Below are 20,143 nucleotides of genomic sequence, written 5' to 3' on the forward strand. Positions count from 1 at the left end.
TCCCCTGGCCTTATTTAATTTTCTCAGGCTTTTACACCCATGACATCTTTTGCCGCATTGAGGGCTTTCTCGTAGTCGGGATGGCTTGTGATCTCCGGCACCACCTCGATATAGCGGATCACGTCGTCCCTGTCAATGATGAAAATCGCTCTTGCCAGAAGCCTTGGCTCCTTCATGAGCACGCCGTAAGCCGTGCCGAAAGAGACATCTCGGTGATCAGAGAGCGTCATCACCCTGTCTATTCCCTGGGCGGCGCAGACGGCCTTCAGGGCAAAAGGGAGATCTACGCTTATATTGAGAACAGCCACATCGCCCGGCAGGGCGGCTGCCTCCTTGTTGAAGCGCTTCGCCTGCAGCTCGCAGACAGGCGTGTTGAGCGAAGGGGTCACGCTCAGTATCTTCACCTTGCCCTCGTAGTCCTTGAGGCTTTTTTCCTTCAGGTCAGTATCCAGGACCGTGAAAGAGGGGGCTCTGTCGCCGACCTTCAGCTCGGGGCCCACGAGGGTCATCGGATTTCCCATAAGGGTCACTACGTTCTTTCTCTCCATTTCAGTCACTCCTCTCCATATTGATTTTTATCGTAACCATCAAGTAATGCCTTTCCCTCCTCTTATGAGATGCACTTCTCCCTCAAAGTATTCAGCTCTTCTCTCACAGAGAGACCGTAACCATGGTGAATGCTCCTTCCGTGCAATAATACTGCCGGCAGTCTTACTTCATTATCTGGAGCCACAGCAGCGCGAAGAGCTCCCCGATGGTTCCTGTGAGCGCCACGTTCGCCTCGCCGGTGAGATCGGTCTTTGCATTGTTAATGTCAATGACAAGAGCGTCGCGCTCCCTGGCTTTTTTCAATGGCTCCAGAAGGCTGTGAAGGGCCGTTCCCACGAGGATAATCACTTCCGCCTGAGAGAGCCGTTTCTCAAGCCCGGCTTTCACACCGTCAGGCATTTCCTCGTCAAGCCACACGATGTCGGGCCTCAGAGGACTCCCGCAGGTGCAGAGGCCGGCGCCCGGCGGCGATTGCTCCACCCTGTGGCCCTCCCCCGTGCAGCGCTGCCTGAAGATGCTCCCGTTGAGCTCCAGGACATTCTTGTTCCCCGCAATCAGGTGCATCCCGTCTATGTTTTCCGTGACCACGGTGCATATTCTCCAGAAGCTCTCCAGGCGGGCCAGCAGGTTATAGACAGGGAAAGACTTCAATGCCTTTATTTCACCCTGCTTCTCCCCGATGGCATTCCATATGAGCGCCTCGTTCTCGATGAATGTCCCGCTTGTGAAGAGGTAGAGCGTGTTACCCTCTTTCTCATAGGTCATCTCGCGGATCAGGGGGACTCCGTATTCAGCCTGCAGCAAACCCCCTGTGACTATCACGGCATCCTTGGCGTTCTTGAGCCTCTCCGCCACTTCCCAGGGCACAACCTTGAGCCGCGACAGGGAGACCGATCCCTTCCCCATGGAGGAATAGTAGCTCTGAAAAACCGACTGCTTCCTCCCGATGCTCCGGTATGCTTCAATGGAGCCATAATGCCCGAGGAGGCTCTCCATCTTTTTCACCTCTTCACGGAAAGACTCGTCTTCGGAAAAGCTGCTTTTCTTCAGGTTGTCAATGGAGCTCTCGAGCTTCTTCCTCGCCTTCTCAAGGTCACCCTTGTCGGCATCATTGACGGCGTCCTTTCTTGCCCTAATGGAATCGCATATCAGGAGCTCCCTGTTGACTATGGGATTGATTGTCTGGGCCGCTACCTCGTCATGGTGGCCGTAGCCCACTTTCACGAAGGCCGAGACCTCCTTGAATGCAACTTTACCGTAGACCTGCTGGTAGCCAAGCTTCAGCACCGAGATGCCCGCTTCGCTCCCGGCGCGTGATGCAGGCGTGATGAACTCCACGAGGACGTTCTTTTCATCGCCGGCATAGAGATCGCCCAGGGAGATCTCTATGCCCTTCTGGTCGCCCGTCACGTTGAGGTCCTGATGAATTCCCACGTATTCCACCTGCTTCGACGGGGTGATGGTGAGCACGAGGTTCTGGGCAAAGAGGTCCAGGAGGCCCGTGAGCTCCTCGGCAAAGGTCCTGGGAGCCTTTTCAGGGGTGTCGATGAAATAGAAATTGCCTCTCCCCCCCTCGGCGATGCCCCTGAGCAGATCCTCGTTGAAATCGCCACCAAAGCCGATGGATGTCGTGGAGACTCCTTTTTTCCCCAGGTCCTCCGCTATGGCGATGAGCTCCGGCGCCTCCTTGATCCCTTCATTCGCCTGGCCGTCAGTGAGGAGGATAACCCTGTTCACCTTCTCCTTGCTGTAGTTCTTCAGCACCTCGGAAGCCGCGGCAAGCCAGCCTCCTGAGAGGTTCGTGTTGCCGCCCACGGCCACCTGATCTATCCTGCCTTTCATGTGGTCCTTGTTCGCCACCTTCTGCGCGGGGATCACCACTTCCACGCTATGGTCGAAAATCACCACGGATATGATATCGTCACCTGAAAGCTGCGAGATGAGGAACTTTGAGGAATGCTTGGTGGAGTCGAGCTTCGCGCCTGACATTGAGCCGCTCCTGTCAAGGGCGACACCGAGGTTGAGGGCTTTGCGCTCCTCGCGCTCCACGGCAGGTGCCGACATCTTCACCAGCACGTAAAGTCGGCTTGCCGCAGCATCTGACACAAGCCTGTGGCTCAGTTCATAAGAAAGCTTCAGCATAGTATGACCTCCCTTTAAAATTACTCCCCGGAACGCTCCGGGAGAGGCCCGCCGCCCTCCTCCCCTTCAACTGAGAAGATGCCGGAGAGATCGGCGGGAAAAAGCTCCTGGAAATTGGCCTCCGACGTGACATTGTGATAAACCTGGACCATGTCCTTGAAATCGCCGTAAGGCGGGTCAAACTGGAACCTCGGTATGACCACAAGGGCCTGGCCCGGCCTCTCAATGACGTATATACCCTTATCCCTGTGAGCTTCCGGGAGCCTGTAGCCCCTGGGCACATCCTTTACATACTTCATGTTGAAGATGGTCTTCTCGGAAAAGCCGAACTCCGAGGGAAAGAAATCGGCGCGGTTGAAATTGTAGTCTATGGAGAACCGCCAGGTCTTCTCACGCTTCTCGTTCTCAGGATCCTTGAAGACCACCTTGTTAAAGTGCTTGGTGTAATTCCTGTTGGAAAAAGAGCGGAGAGCCACGAGCGAGATATTGTCGGACACGGTGATGGCGGGCTTCTCATTTTTTCCGTGGTAGTAAGTAAGCTCCGGGAGGCATTCGGGCGGGACGCCCTCTCCCATGATGATGACGCGGTATTTGAGGCTGTTACGGTGGTAATCTATCTGCTCCATCACGATATAACTGGGGAAAGGCCCCCCTTCGAGCCTGTTTCTGGCGAGCACGGCCCTTGGGGGGAGAGGCGATATCTTTTCTGCAAGGGCAAGGTACTTTTCATAGAAAGGACTGGCCTTTTCAATTTCACCGGTGATATCGCAGGCGTATGCAAGCTTGAGATAGTCATCCATGGCCACCCTGTCAGGATGGGAGGCCATTTTCTCCGCCAGGATGGCTTTCACCCTGCCCCACTGGCGCAGTGCCAGGGCAGCGCGCAGCACTTTATCATGGTAATCCTGCCTCCCGGTAAAGCGCCTCTCAGCCTTCAGCATGTCAAGATTGGCAAGAGCACTGCGGTATTCACCTTTTGCGTAGTGCATTATTGATGAAAGATAGGCATATTCCAGATTCCCCCCGGGCGTCATTTCCGACGCTGCGCCGCGGAAGCTCTCGACAAGGAAGTCGGCCTTCTCCCTTGCGCCTGCGGTGTAAAGAGCCTCCACAAGCTCCCCTTTTTCAAAAAGCGGAAGGGTAAAATGCTCAGACAGGTAAAGAAGGTAATGCATGGCGAACAGCGGCTGCTCCTGCCTGAGGTAAAAGGAGCCGAGGCTGTGGTAATAGCCTGCAGCAGGTCCCTTGCCCGGGGGCGAGAGGGCAAAAAGGGCTTTTCTCATATCCCATTCCTGCCTGAGAAAAGCCGTGATCTCGCTCTGTCTGGCTTTACCAAGGATTGAATGCATGATTGAGAACTCGTTTTCAGCCTTTTTCACCTCCCCGCCCCACTCCAGCAGAAGTCCCCGGTAATAGTGAAGGGCCGAGAGCACCTCGATGTCAGAGGAAAAAGGCACGCATTTCCCCTCCATGCTGAAATAGAAGAAGGATTCAGGCACTATGAGAGGGGTATTTTCGGGGGTTGCTTCCTGAAATGCTGCTTTCACGGCAAAATACGAGAGCTTTTCAGGTGAAAACCCTTCAGGCAGAGGTCCCCCGGTAAGATCCCTGAACATGTCAAAATGGATCCGCTCCCGCTCACTATGAAGGCTCCTGAGCCGCATCTGATCGATAAGAAACTCAAGCTTTCCTTTCGTAACGGGATCGGCATCCTTCTTCTGCAGGTTGAAAAGGGCACTTTGATAATTGTTGAGAGCGCTGTCATAATTCCCCGTCCTGGCGCTTTTCTGCGCCACGGTGAGCATCTTGTAATAGCGGACACTCTCCAGCTCAATGCCTGCCCCGTCAGCATTTACCAGGTACTGCATCATCTTGTCGGGGGAAGAGAGGAGCCTCTGCATGAAAAGCCCTTTTGAGAGGCGGCACATCTGATCGACACAAGCGACAGAATTCAGAAAGAATCCGGCAAAAAGAAGGAACAGTGCACCCCGGACAGGCACCTTTATCTGCGGCAGGAAGAGGGAGAATACAAAGAACGCAAGGGCCACTATCCCGATGAGGGAGAGAGACGAAGACTGCGGGAATCCTCCCGGAAAGACCGGCAGAAATACCGTGTAGCGGGCAAAATCCGAGAAAAGTCTGAGGGACTGGGGATAAGGGAAGTCTGCTGACATTGACAGCATATGGTACTCAATGCATGCCAGATACCAGAGGGCTGCAAAAATCAGAGCGGTGCCTCCCACGGTCGCAATGCGAAGAAGCTTTTCAAAGCGCCCCGGTGCCGGCGGCGCCTTCCCCTCGCCCGCCTCGCGGTGAGCCTGGTAAAGAAAGCAGGTCGAGAAAAATATGGCAGCCGCTGCCGAGATGGTCAGAAAGAGAGCGCTGTGATCAATGACGAAGGACCCTGATCTGCCGATGACTGAGCGGGCCACGAACAAAAAGAGCGGGAAAAGGTAAAATGAGGCGAGGATGACAAGCTTCATCTCGCCTTTCTGGCTTCGGGAAAGGGCGCCGGCACATACAAAGAGCACGGCGGGAAGCGATACGGAGAATGCAGTGAAAAGCGCGAAGGAGAGCGGCGCCTCCCTGAAATTCATCATGCCGGGAGAGGCGAGGGCCATCAGAGAGTAATTCAAGAGATGGAAAAGTGCAAGAATGACTGCAAAAAGGAGAAGTGAAAACCTCGTGACTGAGGGCGCGGGAAGAAAAGACGCGAAGAGGAGAGCCGGAGCCACAATGATGAAGAGGTAAAAGAAGGAAAGCTCAGGGCCCGGCGCCATAAGAAAATGAGCCCAGAAAAGGCCTGCAAAGACGGGGAGCGAGAAAAAGATGATGCTCGCGAAAGCGGGCGAGAGGCCCCTTATCAAAGTGGGCCTGTAGGCTACGCTCACGGGAACCGTTATCTTGGAAAACTCCGTCGATACCGTGAGGGAAGTGACCACGCGCTCTCCACGCGGGAACTTCCCCGGCACTGTGGTCACTGAGACTTTTGCCGAGGGAGCGTCCATCTGCGGCGGCTTTATCACAAGACCGGGGTGGGCTGCGGAAATATTGGCCTTCACATTCTTTTTCTCGCTGTCCCTGATGGTGAGCTCCCGGGTATGAGCCTTCCCCGGCGGGAGATCCTCGAAGGAAAGCTCCCTGGGCTCTATGATGAGAAATGACTGCCTGAAAAGCTCCTCGAAGGAAAGCTCCCCCTTGAGGACTTTTCTCATATCGGCTGCGGTCTGGAAGCGGTTTTCCGCCTTGACCTCCAGGGCCTTCTGCACCACCTTCTCCATCTGAGGAGTCACCTGGGGATTCGTAAGAGATACAGGCTCAAAATCGAAGGGGTTCAGGCCCGGATCCTTAAGGGTCAGCAGGTAGTGCATGGTGGCCCCGAGGCTGTAAATATCGGATCGGAAATCAGTCTGGCGCTGCCTGAACTGCTCGGGGGGGGAAAAGCCCGGCGTCCCCATGAAAATCGTATCCTGCTCCTTCACGGGGTTGAAAAGGCGGGCTATGCCGAAATCAATGAAGCGCACCCCGAAGTCCGGGACGATGATGATGTTCTGGGGCTTTATATCGCGGTAAATCACGGGTGGGGACTGCCCATGAAGGTACTCCAGTATCTCCAGGATCTGAAGGGTCCACTCCCTCACCTGCTCCTCGGAAAAAGGCTCAGTCCTCTCATTGAGCAGCTCGTCAAGGGTTTTTCCCCTGATGAGCTCAAGCACCATATAGTCCCTTCCGTTGCTGGTGAAGCTGTCGCTGATTGAAGGGAGGCGCTGGTGGTGAAGGCGCGAGAGGAGCTCCACCTCGCCGCGGAACTGGGCCCTCACGCCCTCCATTTCACTCTCGTCTATATTCCTCGGGTAAAACTCCTTGAGGGCCCATGTGGTGGGAAGCTTCAGGTCTTCCACCTCATAGACATAGGAGAGGCCGCCCTTTCCTATCAGGCGCACCACCTTGTAGCGTTCATGGAGGGTCTCGCCCGGGTTGAGCATGGCCCTTCTCTCCTCCCGTCAGATAATGCCTATGAAATGAAGGGCGTTAATCACCGCGATCCCGAAGGAGACATAGGCAGGATATTTCTGCACGGATTTTTCCTCTTTGTCAAAGAGAATATAGGTATATGCCACCGTGAAAGGCGCCGCCAGCGGCACAAAGCTCTGGCCCACCAGGAAGGCCGAGACGGCTTTCCTGGGGATGACAAAATCATATATGGTGGGCTTTACGTTTACCGAGACCTGGATCGGGTAAGTCCTCTCCTCGGTCTCTATCAGTATCTTCCCGCGGTGCTTGAGGTTTCTCTTCTCCCCTGTAAGGTCTATGATGACGGCCACGCTCTGCTGGTTTGCCTCAAAATAATCAGGCGCCACCTTGATCCAGGACCTGTTGGAGCTCACCGAGGCTTTCAGGAACTTTCCCCCCGTATTCCTGATGGTAAGGGTCCCCTCGGCGCCCCGCCCCTGGTTTTCCAGCTCAAAAACGAGGTGCTGCTCGCTGAACTCCAGCGACAGGGAGCTTTCCGAAGGAGCCGCCATGAAGGGGAGCACGGTAGTATGGCGCAGCGACAGGGCATCCCTGAACTCGAGGGCGCTCTGGAACCTGTCGCGTGGCCGCAGGTTCAGGGCTTTCAGCAGCGCGTTGTCAAAGGCGTCGGAAAGATTGATGTTCACCGTCGAGGGCACGCTGAAGCAGAAGGGATTGTCTGAGGGATCCAGCCTTGTGCCCAGGTTGTAAAGAGTGGCTCCCAGGCTGTAGATATCGGAGCGCTGATCTGTCTGGCCTTTTCCGTACTGCTCGGGCGAAGCGAATCCAGGCGTGCCGATGATAATGGTGTCCGACACCTTATGGAGGTCATAAAACCTTGCAATGCCGAAATCAATGAGCTTTATCTTCCCGTCGGGTGTCCTTATAATGTTTTTCGGCTTGATGTCGCGGTAGATGATGGGCGGCTCCTGGCTGTGGAGGTAGTGAAGGGCCTCCGAGAGCGCCACGCCCCAGGTTCGGAGCGTCTCCTCGTCAATGAATCCTTCCGTCTTCTGGAGAATATCGAAGAGCGTCTCTCCTTCAATGTACTCCATGACCAGATAGTCGCTCTGGCCTTCACTGAAATAGTCGCCTACCCTGGGCAGGTTGGGATGATTGAGGCGGCAGAGGATCTGTGCCTCCCGCTCGAACTGGTTTTTCATTTCATTCTGCTCTTCGTCGGTGCCTGAATGCATCATCTGCTTCACTGCCCAGAGCCTGCCATGAAGGCGCGAGTCCTCGGCAAGAAAGACGCGTGACATTCCCCCCTCACCCAGGAGTTCCTTGACTACATAACGGTCTTTTACCATCTGCCCCGGCTTCATCATATGACCTCCACTAGGGAGATATTCGATGCCTTCTGGTGGAAACCTTTGGAGGCTCACCGGACTGTGGAGAACAGGAGAATAAAGGAGCCGGAATTGTATACTCAGAATACAGGGAGGCTGAGAAATATGCATAATTATCACGGGAGAAAAGAGGTATTCTGATGAATAATGCTTTCAGGCCGGCAAAACCGGCACTCTGGCCGGTCCTCATCGCATGGTGCATCCTTCTGATTCTCTGCATGGATGGATGTGCAGGAAAGAAGCCCCCGGAAACGCAGCCACCGGCGGCATCTCCTCACGCCGCTCCGGGACTTTCTTCCGCCCAGACTGATATTGACAAGGAGATTTCCTCAGGGAACCTGGAGAAGGTGAAAACCCTCGTCAAGCGCGATCCGGGCCTTCTCACCGGCAGGGACTTCATGGGGTACACCCCTCTTCATATGGCGGTGGCGGACAACAAAAAAGAAATTGTCAGGTTCCTCATCTCAAAGGGTGCCGATGTCAACGCCACTGATGCCCAGGGCTCCGTCCCCCTCCATTATGCCGCTTCAGAGGGAAACAAGGATATCATGGACCTCCTTCTCGAGAAAGGAGCGCAGATTGAGGCAAAAAACAAGCTCAACCTCACCCCCCTTCACATGGCAGTGATGCAGAACAAAAAGGATACTGCCGGGCTTCTTCTCAAGAAGGGCGCCAAGGCTGATGCTAAGGGAGGCTTCGGGGGAGAGACCCCTCTTTACTATGCGGTGCTGAAAGGGAACAGGGACATGGTGCTCTTCCTTCTCTCGAAGGGGGCAAAAGTGAATGCCGCTCAGGAGATGACGGGACAGACGCCTCTCTTTATTGCCGTGTCGGCTAAGAAGAAAGACATGGTGGAGCTCCTGATCGCGAAAGGCGCCGACGTGAACTCGAAAGACAGGATGGGCCTTAGGCCCCTTGATGCCGCTTCGGCCCTGGGTGCCCGCAAGGAAGGCCAGCTTACGATGTGCAGGTCCAACCTTATGAACATAGGTACCGGCCTGGAAATGTATTCATCGGATCACGAGGGGCGTTTCCCCAGGGAGCTGAGGGAGATCACACCCGATTACCTCAAGGCGATACCCTGCTGCCCCTCGGCAGGCAAGGACACTTATTCGCAGCTCTACAGCTCATCGACAAACCCTGACTATTACCAGGTATGCTGTGCCGGCGAAAATCACCGCGGCGCGGGCGTGGCCAAGGATTATCCACGCTACGTCGCGGCAAAGGGAATTGACATGGGGCCCAGGGAAAAGCCCTCCATGACAGCGGAAGAAAAATCAGGTACTGAAATAGCCATAATACTGAAGAAGCATGGTGCAAAAAAAGGCGAGCTTACCTTTCTCACCGGAAAAGGAGGGCTTCCGCCGCAGTTTTCTGCGATGCGGGAAATGGGGCAGGCGACGGGCTGCAAGTCAAACCTGAAAAACATAGGCACTGCCCTTGAAATGTATTCCACCGATAACGAAGGGCGTTATCCAAGGTCGATCAAAGAGGTCACTCCCAACTATCTCAGGCAGCTCCCCACATGCCCTGCGGCAAAGAAAGACACCTACTCGTCAACATACCGGGTGAAAACGAAACCCGATGAGTATCTCCTGTTCTGCAAAGGTGAATATCACCGCAAGGCCGGTTCGAAAAAGGATCATCCCCAGTACAGCTCCAAGGAGGGACTTATTGAGTAGCGAGGCTTTCGAGCTTTTCTTTGAACCGCTTCAGGATATCTTCGGTGGTCACCTCAAGAGGCGGCCCTTCTGGGAAGGGAGCCCTCACAAACTCGCCCTCGCTGCCTGCGCCTTCGGCGCCCTCAGGCGGGGAAGGCGCCTGAGGCGCTTCTCCCGGGGCACCGGGAGGCCTTTTTGACTCCCTCTTGAGATAGGGAACGGAAATCTCCTCATCTTCCTGATCCTTGGCAGCGGCCTGGACAGGGGGCCGCGGCTTCGGCACGTAGCGCTCACGCTTCTCAGCGGGCGCTTCCGGGGGCTTTTCCGCCTTATGGTCCCCTGCCTTTATTTTCTCGGCATCAAGGGTCTTCATCTCCCTGGTGCGCTCGCCTGCCGGCACTTTCCCGGCAGGCGCCGGCTTTTTCTTTTCTTCTTCGGCGAGTGGAGCCTTCTCGGCGGGAGGAAACTCTTCATCACTCTCAATGAGACCACGCGAGGCCTCCCTGGCAGGAACCTTCTTGGCATCCCTTCCCTGAAGGCTCATATCAAGAGAGAGCCGCATGCCCCTGATACCCAGCGCAATTTTTACCATCCCTATGGCAAAAAGCACCGCTGCAACCAGAAAAAATATCGCATTGGTATCAGTCTTATTGTCATCGGATACGTAGAATGCCGAGATAAAGAGGATCAGCACGCTTATGCAGAAGAAATAAAAGCCCGCTGCAATCGATTTTTTCGCCCTGGCCTCGATCTCTTTACGGTTCATCGCTCCCACCCTCTCCAAGCTCTCATTCTGCCCTATTCTCCACTTCTGCTCTTTTCCCTACATTGACAGGCCACTTGATTTTTTTCCCATTTACTGAGATAATTCTTAATAGAACCTTCCCATGGGAGTTATACCTTATGAAGAGAACGGGGGCGCCGGCGCGGGAGCGGGGGCTGTCGCTGGCAGAACTCATCATTGGTCTTTTTTTGTTTGCCATCGCAATAATCCCTATCTTCGGGATAATTCCCACCGCTTACATGTCCATCAAGAAGGCCGAGGACTATTCGGCAGCCTCCTGTTATGCCCAGTCAATCATCGAGCTTTACCGGATAACGAATCCCGATATTATGTACGATCAGCAGATCGCCTTTGATAAGGTGCTCAATAATACGGAGTACCACGTGGTAACCGATCTTTACGGGCGTGATCCCCAGTTCCCCCACAAACTCATGGACGTGGTGGTGAATATCTACTGGAAAAAAATACCTGAGCGGGTCACGGTGTACTCAAGAATATTCTATAACAACTGAGGAAGGGCATGCGTAGAGAGAGAAACGGGCACACCGTCATTGAAATGCTTGTAGTGCTTGTCATACTTATCCTTCTCTTCTGGAGTGTTTACCGCCTTCTGGCCCCCGGCCTGCGCGCCTGGGTCAAGAGCGACAGTAAGGTGATGGTTCAGCAGAATGCACTCCTCGGCATGTACAGGCTCACCAATGAGCTTAAGGAGAGCAACATTTACACGGTGAGCCTCATGGATTATAATGGCCATTCCCTTATCTGCTGCGCCTCCTCAAGGGACAGGGAGGGGAATCTCCATTCCCGGATTTTTCTCTACGGAGTCGGGTCTTCTTATGACACGGGTTCACCTGAATGGCAGAAATATATTATTTTTTACCTTGATGACAAATCCAGGATACGTCGGTATGAGACGCCGGTGAGCCCTCCCGCCACCACATTCACCACATACCGTTCGTCGGACACCATGAGGATAGCAGTCGATCCCGCCTCGCTCATCAATCCTTCCGATACATTGAGCAACAAGGTGATAGCCAATAAGATAAAAACACTTTCCATCCTTTACAATCCGTCGTCGGGCGACTGGAAAGGGGGCCTCGATATCTCAATCACTGCCTGGGACGACGAGCAGGATTTCGAGACAACCCTTGAGACCACCATTGGAGTCCGCTATGATGAATGGTATCTCTGACCGAAGGCACAGGCAACACGGCGTCAATGTCATTGCCACCATATTGATGCTCATTGCCTTCTTTATTGTCATCGGTTTTGCCATCTGCGCCATGAGCACCCTGAACCTTAACCTCGCCTCGCGGTCAGTCATGACGGTAAAAGCCAACCAGCTCGCAGAGGCCGCCGTCGCACAGGTCATTTACTACGTGGAGGGCAAGACAAATGAGATAGGGACCAACATGCGCATAGACAACCTCACCCTCCCGCCCCTTGTCCTCAGCACTTATTATGACGGGCACAGGATGGTTCTCGACGGGAGGGAGAATGAATACATGGGCGGCAACTGCGTGGTGGACGTGCACTTTGTTGACCTTTCAAGCCCTTCTTACGGCAAGGACCGTTATTACTCCACGGACAATTCCTCGGGAAGCGTCGTCGTCACCGGATCCCAGGGCAATGTCCCCCCTTTCACCATTGACACCATAGTCACCGTGAAGCTGGGGAACCTCACGAGGCATTACCAGGTATGGCTCAACAGGAAATGGGAATATGTCCTTTACACGGAAAATGTACCCGTCCACCTGGTATCGAGCGTGCAAAGGGGCCACCCGGGGAACCTGCTGGGCTCGAGCAGGATCGAAGGAAACATTTATAGCCGCTTCAACCCTCTCACTTCCGGCCCCCACCCTGCCTACATACTGGCCGATATGCAGGTGGATGAATCGGGAGCCACCATCACTACCTATGTGAATAATTTCATGCCGGGTAAAACCTATCCTGCAGCGGTCACCGTGGGGAGCAGCCTGTGGACCCAGACAGATACAGGCATGGGAGTCCCCTCTGACCCGATACTCTTTGCGCAGTCAGCTGACAATCTCTTTGACGGGAGTGCTGAACTTTCTTACCAGGCACCTTCGGTGAACCCCCATCCCGATGTCCATGTCTATCCCAACAATAACGCTGACAAGGTGAAGGCAAGCCGCTTCAATGTGCCGGTGACTTTCAAGTTTGATGACCTCATGCTCGCCGACGGCAGTGAAGCCACTCATTTCGTCAACGAGTCCACCTATCCTTCCGCCCTTGAGAAGGTTGATGACTATTACGGCCTTGAGCTCAATACGGCAGACGGCGTTTACCCCGAAACGATTGAAGGCACCTTTCCCCCGGGGGGAAGCGAACCCGCCGATCTCGTGGCGTTCCGCCAGCGCTACAACATGAGAAAAATCGACTACACCTCCAAGGTGAACGAGAAATATTTCCTCAAGGAGAGCCTTGACCTGACGAGCCCCGTCGTGCCGGGGCAGGACATGATGCAGTGGGATGACTCGGCGAAGTTTTACGTGGGCGATTCAGGATCGGGGAGCATACCGCTCCGTGACTGCTACCACGAGGCGGTGATATCGGAACTGGAAGAGACCGATACCCCGACGCTTGAGGGCGGCATTCCCATGACAAGGCGAACGCTGCGCTACGAAGTGACCCATGAGGTCCACCATACCGACGGCGCCGAGATAAGTTTTGACAACTCAATGATCATGACCGATTCACACATCGAGATGAGCAGCACCAATCTCAAGGGAGACAACTGCCTCCTCCAGTGCCGCGGCGACATCTTCCTCAATTCAGGCGCCGTCACCGCGGGAACTCTTGTCGGCACTGCCATGTACTGCAACAGTATCTACTGCCGCTCAAGCGGCAGCTATAACGGGATAATGTTTGTGAAAAACCATATCGGCATCGGCAATATGGACACTTCCCACTATCTCACCCTCAGGGGGGGCATAGTCGTGAGGGGACCTGACGCGGGCTCCGGGAGCGCCTCATTGACCACGGGAAGTGAAGGCGTTATCTGCTACGGCTTTAACCTTGCCTACGACCCCGTGTTCCTGAGGTTTCTCAACAGGTTCGCCCCCCTGAGGATAGTCTCGTGGAGGCAGCTGGACTGAAGCCTCGCACCCTTAGTAAAGACACGTCCTGTTCCTTCCCTCATGCTTGGCCCTGTAAAGTGCCTTGTCAGCCCTGGCGATAAGGTCTTCAGGCGTCTGGGCATCACGGGGATAGGAGGCTACTCCGATGCTTACCGTGACCCGTACATCGTCGGGGAGACCCAGGAAGGGGGAGCTTTCAATTACTTTTCTTATTCTCTCGGCGGCATTGTAAGCCGCATCACGCTCCGTCGAGGGGAGAGCGATGACCATCTCCTCGCCGCCGTATCTCGCCGCAATATCCTGGGCTTTCACGCCGCTTTTTATGAGAGCTGCCACGCCTCTCAGCACCGCGTCTCCCTGCTGATGGCCGAAAGTATCATTAAACTTCTTGAAATGATCGATATCAAAGAGCAGTAAAGAGCAGCCTTCAGTAAAAGATCTCGGTGCAGCGAGCTCCTCCTTGAGCCGCTCATGAAAGTAGCGGACCACGAAGAGTCCGGTAAGACCGTCGTGATTCGCAAGCTTGTAGGAAAGGGATTTTTCGAGAGATATGCCAAGAATGCGGCTCGTGAGGGAAATAATATTGATCTCCTGAGCCTTATAACCTTCACCTATGGTCTTCGAGCCGATGAGAATAAGTCCAAGAAGCTTGCCCCGCTCGTCAACGAGAGGATAAAGGAGCTCGAATTTCTCCAGGAGGCTTCTTTCATATTCCTTGGGAAAGAGCACCGGCCAGAGCTTATCCTTTTTCGCGAGATGGAGCGGCATAGGAAAGCGGTTTCCCGCTATCCAGAGATTTATCCCCGCCGAAAAATCAATGAACCTCTTCTCTGAAGCCAGCCCTTCCCTGTGAAAAGAGCGAAGAAGGGCGAGCCTTCCCGTCTCCCTCTCAACGACGAATAGGGCAGCGGCGTCATAGGGTATCACTTCCCTCAGCTTGGTGAAAAAGACCTCGGTCAGCTCCTCGGGTCTCTGCAGCGTCGAGAGGGAGGCGGAGAGCTCCTGGAGAAGCATCATCTGCGGATTGGAAAGCTTCTCCAGCAGCGTGCCGTCATCACTGGCAATCATATGCTCCTTTACTCCCGGGTGCATTTTTGCCCCGGTGAGCCTTGTGCTGTATGAAGGGCACACCACGCAGAGAGCCCTGTCTTTGTCGCAGCAGGGCGTGATCTCGATGCTCCAGCAGTCGGTCTTTTTTGAAAAGGCGGCACAGCGCTTCCGCATATCAGGGCTGCACTGCTGCAGGGAAAAGCAGCGGGTCTCACCCCCGGGCTCACCTTTACCAGCGTCTTCCTCCCCCGCCCCTTCCGGCATGGCATCAGGGATCTTCGGTGAGCCCGGGCCAAGCTTTTTCCTCAGGTATGACCTCATGAAAAAAAACGAGAGGCCCGCCGTCGCAAAGACCGCAAGCCCCATCATGAAGAGAAGCCTCCCGGTGCGGAGAATCTTTTTCTGAGGCGGCTCGATGACATAGCTCCTCCCCGCGCTGAGAAAGAGCTCCTGCTCGGCCTTCCCTGCAAATAAAAAGCTGTCGTCGGCCCTCACCACGAAAGTGTATCTTCCCGAGGGCAGGGAAAACTGCTGCCTGGTGGCACCAGTCTGTACAAGCTTCCCGGACTCTGAATAAATCAGCACTGAGCCCTGCCTTGGATTGGGGTTTACCACCACCTGCGCCGGCCTGTCACTCTCACCCTCGGCGGAAGAGAGGAAGCACAGGAACAAAGCGAGGAAAAGAGCCCCCTGCACCGCCATCCTGTGAGGCCGCAAGCCTCCTTCCGCCATGCCGCACCGCCTGAAAAAAGAATGAGTATAGATTCATCAGCTGAGTCCATACTCCTTTCTCAAGGCTCTCACCCGGGGACGGGGATCGCTGCGAGATGGTCATACAAAAGTGTAAGCGCCTTCAAGGTCATTTCCCGCAGTGTCGGTGCCGTCGAAGGCATAGTCATCACCATATTGATCGGCGGTATACTGCCCATTCTGGCTGTCCATATAGACGGCATGCTCATTGCTCCACACCACCATCTCGTCATAGGAGGTTCCCTCGATGGAGTCGGGATTCACGGGCATCATGCACTCCTCGAGGCCCAGGAACCTTGCGCAGTCGTCGGGCCATTCGCCGTTGTTGAGGCTTCTGCAGGCGCCTGCATAGGACTGGTACCCGTCATTCTGCTCCATCTGGGCGTTCTTGGCCATAACGGCATAACAGAGGACGGCCTGCTCCATATCTTCACCTTCCATCCCTTCAAAGTCCGCCATCTGCTCCGCTATCTTCATCTCCTTTGCCGAGATGCTCACCTCGGTGCCGTCTTTCATCACGACTTCCGTGCTGCCGTCGGGATTCTGGGTAACGCTCTGGAACACTTCATCGCCATAGGCATCCATAGCCGCCTTGATGGTGGCCACTGAGGCGCAGTTCCCCTTGCTGCCCTGGGAAAAGGCCGAGATCAGGTCCTCGCTGCCCTGGGTGGACTGCACGCCGCCGCCGCCCGGCCAGGTGTTCTGGCCCGATGTCATCCCGTTTAACCCTATTGTTCCTCCTGATGCCATGGAAAGAAGATTGAGGAAGGGCATAAGGGCTGATACAGTGCCTGCACCCTGCTGAGGCGCCTGTGTCGGGGCCTCTGGAGCCGCAAGATTCCTGATGAGGGAGGAGAGAAATCCCGCGCCGCTCTCCTCGGGGCCACCGGGCAGGCCTGCCGGCTCAGCGGCTTCGGCAGAAAGGGAGAGCTCTTCCTCAGGCTCACCGGTATCGGGGGATTTCCCTGCCGCTGCCGCCTCAGGCTTATGAAATACCTGGCTCGTGAGCATGCTGTTTCTTATGGACAGGTCACCTGGTATCATTGCGGGCCTCCTCATATGGGGCCTTCCGCTCTCCACGGAGCCTGGGCCCTTTTTCTCCATTATAGGGGAAGGCCCTTACAAGAGGCTTACAGGGGGATTACAGAGCCCTTACAGGTGTTGCCGGAATGTTGCATTTTGGGGAGGATTCAGCTTATTCCTCTTCAGAGTGGAAGACTTTCACGAGATCAATATCTTTTGAGTGCTTGAAGTCATCGGGGAGCACAAAGGCGTGGCCAAGTACCGAGTGGCCCGGCACCTTGGTGTCCAGCCCTGAGGCTTCAAGGCCGCGGAGCGTGAGCTCCGAGCAGTAGAACTCCTTGACGTCATCGGTCCTGAATTTCATGTCGTATTTCTTGCCTATCTGTTCTTCGAGGTACCTTATGGACCTGTCAACCTGCTTCTTCGAGGCGTACCGGGGCCTCAGCACGGCGATATCGGTCATCTTCTGGAAGAAGGTGCCGATGTCCTGGCGGTCCGGCTTGTCATAGGAGTCAATAATCTGCCCTTCTCCCGCATAGGTGGCCGCATGGGAGAAGTCGTGGCCGTACGTCGAGTGAACCAGGAAGTAAAAAGTCCTGTGCATATCTGACTTGGTGAGTATGATGTCGCCGGGCTGGAGATGGGCTTTCATCTCGTTTATCTGTGCTTCCGTGAAGGTCTTCTGGGTAAGCTTGCTGACCAGATTGGGGACGACGGCGGCAAGGGCGCAGCCTCCGAGGTAAGTGAGGGAGCATGCGGTGAAAAGGCCCTCCTGGAGGGCTGACATGAGCCTTCCCCGCTTCTTGAGGGGCGAGGGAAGCTCAAGGTTCGTGGGAAGCTCACGTACATTCGTTCCAGGCTTGTTATTCCCCGAGAGGTCAACAGAGTCGGCAGGATCCTTATGGAGAGCCTTTCCGTCAAGCGTGGAAGGGTCGGGCGGCTCAGGCCTTACCCAGTAGCGGGAGAACGCTCGCTGTACTGGATCCATGGGGAGGCTCCTCTCCTTGTCTCTTTCTATTATACATATTTTTCTCAGCCCCGCAAGCCCTCTTTTCATCTTTTGTTAACAACTGGCTTACCGGAACCTTACAAAAGTGCAAAGAAAGTTTACAATTTTCTGCTATCATACTAGGGGCAGAATCATGACCGAAGGCTGCGGCGTTCCGGCCTTCTCCCTTAAATTCATGAAGGATAGGGGGTTTCGGTCTGAGAAAGGAAGTATGCAAGAGCAGATATGACTAATCTCCTGGAGGCTGCAAGAATGAAGGAAACCACGCCGGAGGCGCCACGGAAAAAAAGAATCTACCTCGTGGAGGATGAAGAGGAAATCTGCGAGATCGTCATAAAATTCCTGGAAAGGGAAGGCTACGAGGTTGCAGCCTATTACCGCGGCGACACGGCAATGGAGGCATTGAGGGAGAATCCCCCGGACCTGGCGATCCTGGATATCATGCTCCCCGGGATGGACGGTATCGAGATCCTCAAAGAGATAAGAAAATCACTCCTCCTTCCCGTCATCTTCATCTCGGCGAAAAAGACCGAGGTAGACCGCATACTCGGCATCGAGCTCGGCGCCGATGACTATGTTCCCAAGCCTTTTTCCTTCAGGGAGCTCACGGCACGGGTAAAGGCGCTCTTCAGGAGAATTGATTATGATACGGCAGGGCAGTCGCCCGTTGAAAAAAATATCCTGAAGACAAGGACTCTCACTCTTCACCTGGACAGCATGAAGCTGAGCTCGAAAACCGCAAGCGCCGACGTTACCTCCTCGGAGCTCTCGATACTGCGGACCCTCATGCAGAGGCCGGGGAGGGTTTATTCCAGGGATGAGCTCCACTCCCAGCTGGTCAACGGCGAGAGAACCATGGACACGAGGGCCATTGACATGCATATCAAGAACCTGAGGAGAAAAATCAGAACGATCAACATTTCTCCCTGCTTTATTCAATCTATAAGGGGAGTGGGCTACAAATTTGAAGATTAACTTTTTCAGGACCCTCTGGTGGAAAATACTTGTCTTCTACATGGTGACCATGCTTCTTACGGCAGGGATCACTTACCATGTGCACACTACTCAGATGAGAATGAGGATAGAAAAAGACACCCTCCGCGAGATGGACATGACAAACGCCATAATCGTCAAGAACATTCAGGAAAAGCTCGGCGTCAATATGAGCCTGGAGCAGGTGTCGGGCGAGCTTGAGAAGTATTACTGGCCCGGCGGGCCGGGGCATGGCGGACCGTGTGGACCTGGAGGCCATAGGAGAAAGCCCGGTGAAAAGGGGAAGCCGGGAGAGTCCTGGGAGTTCGGACCTGGTCCGGGCGACAGTAACCATCGGCCTGTCGGACCGGGGTGGCACCATCCTCAGATTGTCGATCTCGAAGGAAAAATCGTCTCTACGGGAAAAGAACCTGAGAAATCCGGGTTTTTCCCTGAGCTTGACGACTTCAAGCTCAGCGCAGACGTCATTTCCCAGCTGAAAAGCGGTAAAACAGTCATCGGCACCGTAAAAGACAGTGAAAAAAGAGGGAAGATGCTTTTTCTTGTGCGCCCTCTCCGCATCAACAACAAGGTCGAAGGGGGCATACTATGCTTCATGCCGGGCGGCTTCCCCCCCCAGATGCTGGAGGAAGTGAGCATATCCCTCCTTCAGTCCATACTCATAGCGATATGCATCACGTCGCTCATCGCCTTCTTCTTCGCCAGGAGCCTCACCAGGCCCGTTGAAGAGATGGAGGCCGCTGCGAACAGGCTTGCCCATGGCGATTTTTCATCGCGGATCAAGTCGAAAAGGCAGGATGAGCTCGGTGTCCTTGCCGATGCCTTTGATGACATGACCACCAAGATTGAGAACAACCTGAAGAGCAGGACCAGGATGATGCTCGATATCTCCCATGAGCTTTCCACCCCTCTCACCATCATCCATGGGACTGTTGAAGCACTCCTGGACGGCATCATAGAAAGTGATGAGGACAAGAAAAGGCACCTTCAGTCCATCCTCATCCAGATTCAGCAGCTCTCCTATCTGCTGAATGACGTCACGGACCTTTCAAAATTTGAGACCGGCGAGATCAAGCTCGACTTGGGTGAATTCTTGATCAATGAGCCTCTTCGGGGCCTTATCGAGGCATCAGGCATAGTCGCCAGGAAAAAGGACATCACGCTCACATGGGAAACAGAAGGTTCAGCCATCAAAGTTGCCGGTGATCAGAGAAGGATCATGCAAATCATGCGGAACCTCATCAACAATGCCATTGTGCACAACCCTCCGGGCACCACGATAGGAGTGGCGGTGAGGGAAGAAGGAGACAGCGTGAGGTTTTCCGTCGAGGACGACGGTGCCGCTATTCCAAGTGAAGAACTTGATTATATCTTTGAGCGCTTTTACAAGGTTGACAAGTCCAGAAAAAGCGACGCTTCAGGGGCAGGCCTGGGGCTTGCCATAGTGAAGGAGATCCTTGCCGTCCATGGATCGACAATAGCGGTGACACTCCTCCCGAAGGGAAAGGTCTTTTACTTCTCCCTTCCCGCGGCACGGGCTTGAGGGCAGGCAATTTGTTAACAATTTTCTTACCATTTCCTTACAATTCTCCTACAATTATCTACAGGAAACTGTTATTATGATACCGTGCAGAAAAGTAACTGTCTCAAATCCAATGCATGTCCCTACGTGTTAATATGAAGTGGGACAAATTCCCGGCCTTAAATTAGTGTATAAT

The 20,143-nt window shown here is 54.5% G+C and carries 14 protein-coding genes; 6 read left to right on the forward strand and 8 right to left on the reverse strand.

All coding sequences use genetic code 11. The features are described 5' to 3' along the window. Positions 1–23: 23 nt before the first annotated feature. The 4 genes from tpx to RDV48_23375 all read right to left on the reverse strand — a co-directional run bounded on the left by tpx (position 24) and on the right by RDV48_23375 (position 8,033). Entirely contained in the window at positions 24–548 is a 525-nt protein-coding gene (gene tpx / locus RDV48_23360) for a thiol peroxidase (protein MDQ7825759.1), read from the reverse strand. Between the two features lie 163 nt (positions 549–711). Beyond that, on the reverse strand, positions 712–2,691 hold the full coding sequence (locus tag RDV48_23365) for a VWA domain-containing protein (GenBank protein ID MDQ7825760.1): 1,980 nt from the start codon (positions 2,689–2,691) through the stop codon (positions 712–714). Between the two features lie 20 nt (positions 2,692–2,711). Then, entirely contained in the window at positions 2,712–6,677 is a 3,966-nt protein-coding gene (locus RDV48_23370) for a protein kinase (protein ID MDQ7825761.1), read from the reverse strand. Positions 6,678–6,695: 18 nt separating this feature from the next. Further along, complete coding sequence (locus tag RDV48_23375; protein MDQ7825762.1) at positions 6,696–8,033, reverse strand: serine/threonine-protein kinase; 1,338 nt, start codon at positions 8,031–8,033, stop codon at positions 6,696–6,698. Positions 8,034–8,194: 161 nt separating this feature from the next. On the opposite strand from RDV48_23375, the gene RDV48_23380 reads away from it, so the two are divergent. After that, positions 8,195–9,736, forward strand: a complete 1,542-nt coding sequence (locus RDV48_23380) for an ankyrin repeat domain-containing protein (protein MDQ7825763.1) — start codon at positions 8,195–8,197, stop codon at positions 9,734–9,736. Here the strand turns inward: RDV48_23380 and RDV48_23385 are convergent. Then, positions 9,726–10,481, reverse strand: a complete 756-nt coding sequence (locus tag RDV48_23385; protein MDQ7825764.1) for a hypothetical protein — start codon at positions 10,479–10,481, stop codon at positions 9,726–9,728. The genes RDV48_23380 and RDV48_23385 overlap by 11 nt on opposite strands. Before the next feature lie 137 nt (positions 10,482–10,618). Between RDV48_23385 and RDV48_23390 the strand changes: the two genes are divergently transcribed. Genes RDV48_23390 through RDV48_23400 form a run of 3 tightly spaced genes read left to right on the forward strand, consistent with a single transcriptional unit; the run spans position 10,619 to position 13,618 of the window. Continuing rightward, a complete protein-coding gene (locus RDV48_23390) occupies positions 10,619–11,011 on the forward strand; it encodes a hypothetical protein (protein ID MDQ7825765.1) in 393 nt (130 codons plus the stop codon). A gap of 8 nt (positions 11,012–11,019) precedes the next feature. Next, on the forward strand, positions 11,020–11,691 hold the full coding sequence (locus RDV48_23395) for a hypothetical protein (protein MDQ7825766.1): 672 nt from the start codon (positions 11,020–11,022) through the stop codon (positions 11,689–11,691). Further along, positions 11,672–13,618, forward strand: a complete 1,947-nt coding sequence (locus RDV48_23400; GenBank protein ID MDQ7825767.1) for a hypothetical protein — start codon at positions 11,672–11,674, stop codon at positions 13,616–13,618. Before RDV48_23395 ends, RDV48_23400 begins: the two co-directional genes overlap by 20 nt. A 12-nt stretch (positions 13,619–13,630) precedes the next feature. On the opposite strand, the gene RDV48_23405 is transcribed toward RDV48_23400, so the two are convergent. The 3 genes from RDV48_23405 to RDV48_23415 all read right to left on the reverse strand — a co-directional run bounded on the left by RDV48_23405 (position 13,631) and on the right by RDV48_23415 (position 17,411). Further along, the gene (locus tag RDV48_23405) at positions 13,631–15,367 is read right to left on the reverse strand and encodes a sensor domain-containing diguanylate cyclase (GenBank protein ID MDQ7825768.1); all 1,737 of its coding nucleotides are present in this window, start codon (positions 15,365–15,367) and stop codon (positions 13,631–13,633) included. A gap of 114 nt (positions 15,368–15,481) precedes the next feature. Next, a complete protein-coding gene (locus RDV48_23410; GenBank protein MDQ7825769.1) occupies positions 15,482–16,444 on the reverse strand; it encodes a hypothetical protein in 963 nt (320 codons plus the stop codon). Between the two features lie 151 nt (positions 16,445–16,595). Continuing rightward, positions 16,596–17,411, reverse strand: coding sequence for a YiiX/YebB-like N1pC/P60 family cysteine hydrolase (locus RDV48_23415; protein MDQ7825770.1), 816 nt, complete (start codon positions 17,409–17,411; stop codon positions 16,596–16,598). 246 nt (positions 17,412–17,657) lie between these two features. Here RDV48_23415 and RDV48_23420 point away from each other — a divergent pair, with 246 nt between their 5' ends. Continuing rightward, positions 17,658–18,407: a response regulator transcription factor gene (locus tag RDV48_23420; GenBank protein ID MDQ7825771.1), complete on the forward strand. Its 750-nt coding sequence runs from the start codon at positions 17,658–17,660 to the stop codon at positions 18,405–18,407. Beyond that, a complete protein-coding gene (locus tag RDV48_23425) occupies positions 18,397–19,968 on the forward strand; it encodes a HAMP domain-containing sensor histidine kinase (GenBank protein MDQ7825772.1) in 1,572 nt (523 codons plus the stop codon). Before RDV48_23420 ends, RDV48_23425 begins: the two co-directional genes overlap by 11 nt. The last annotated feature ends 175 nt before the right edge of the window (positions 19,969–20,143 follow it).

The organism is Candidatus Eremiobacterota bacterium, assembly GCA_031082125.1.
Lineage (GTDB): Bacteria > Vulcanimicrobiota > CADAWZ01 > CADAWZ01 > Ess09-12 > Ess09-12.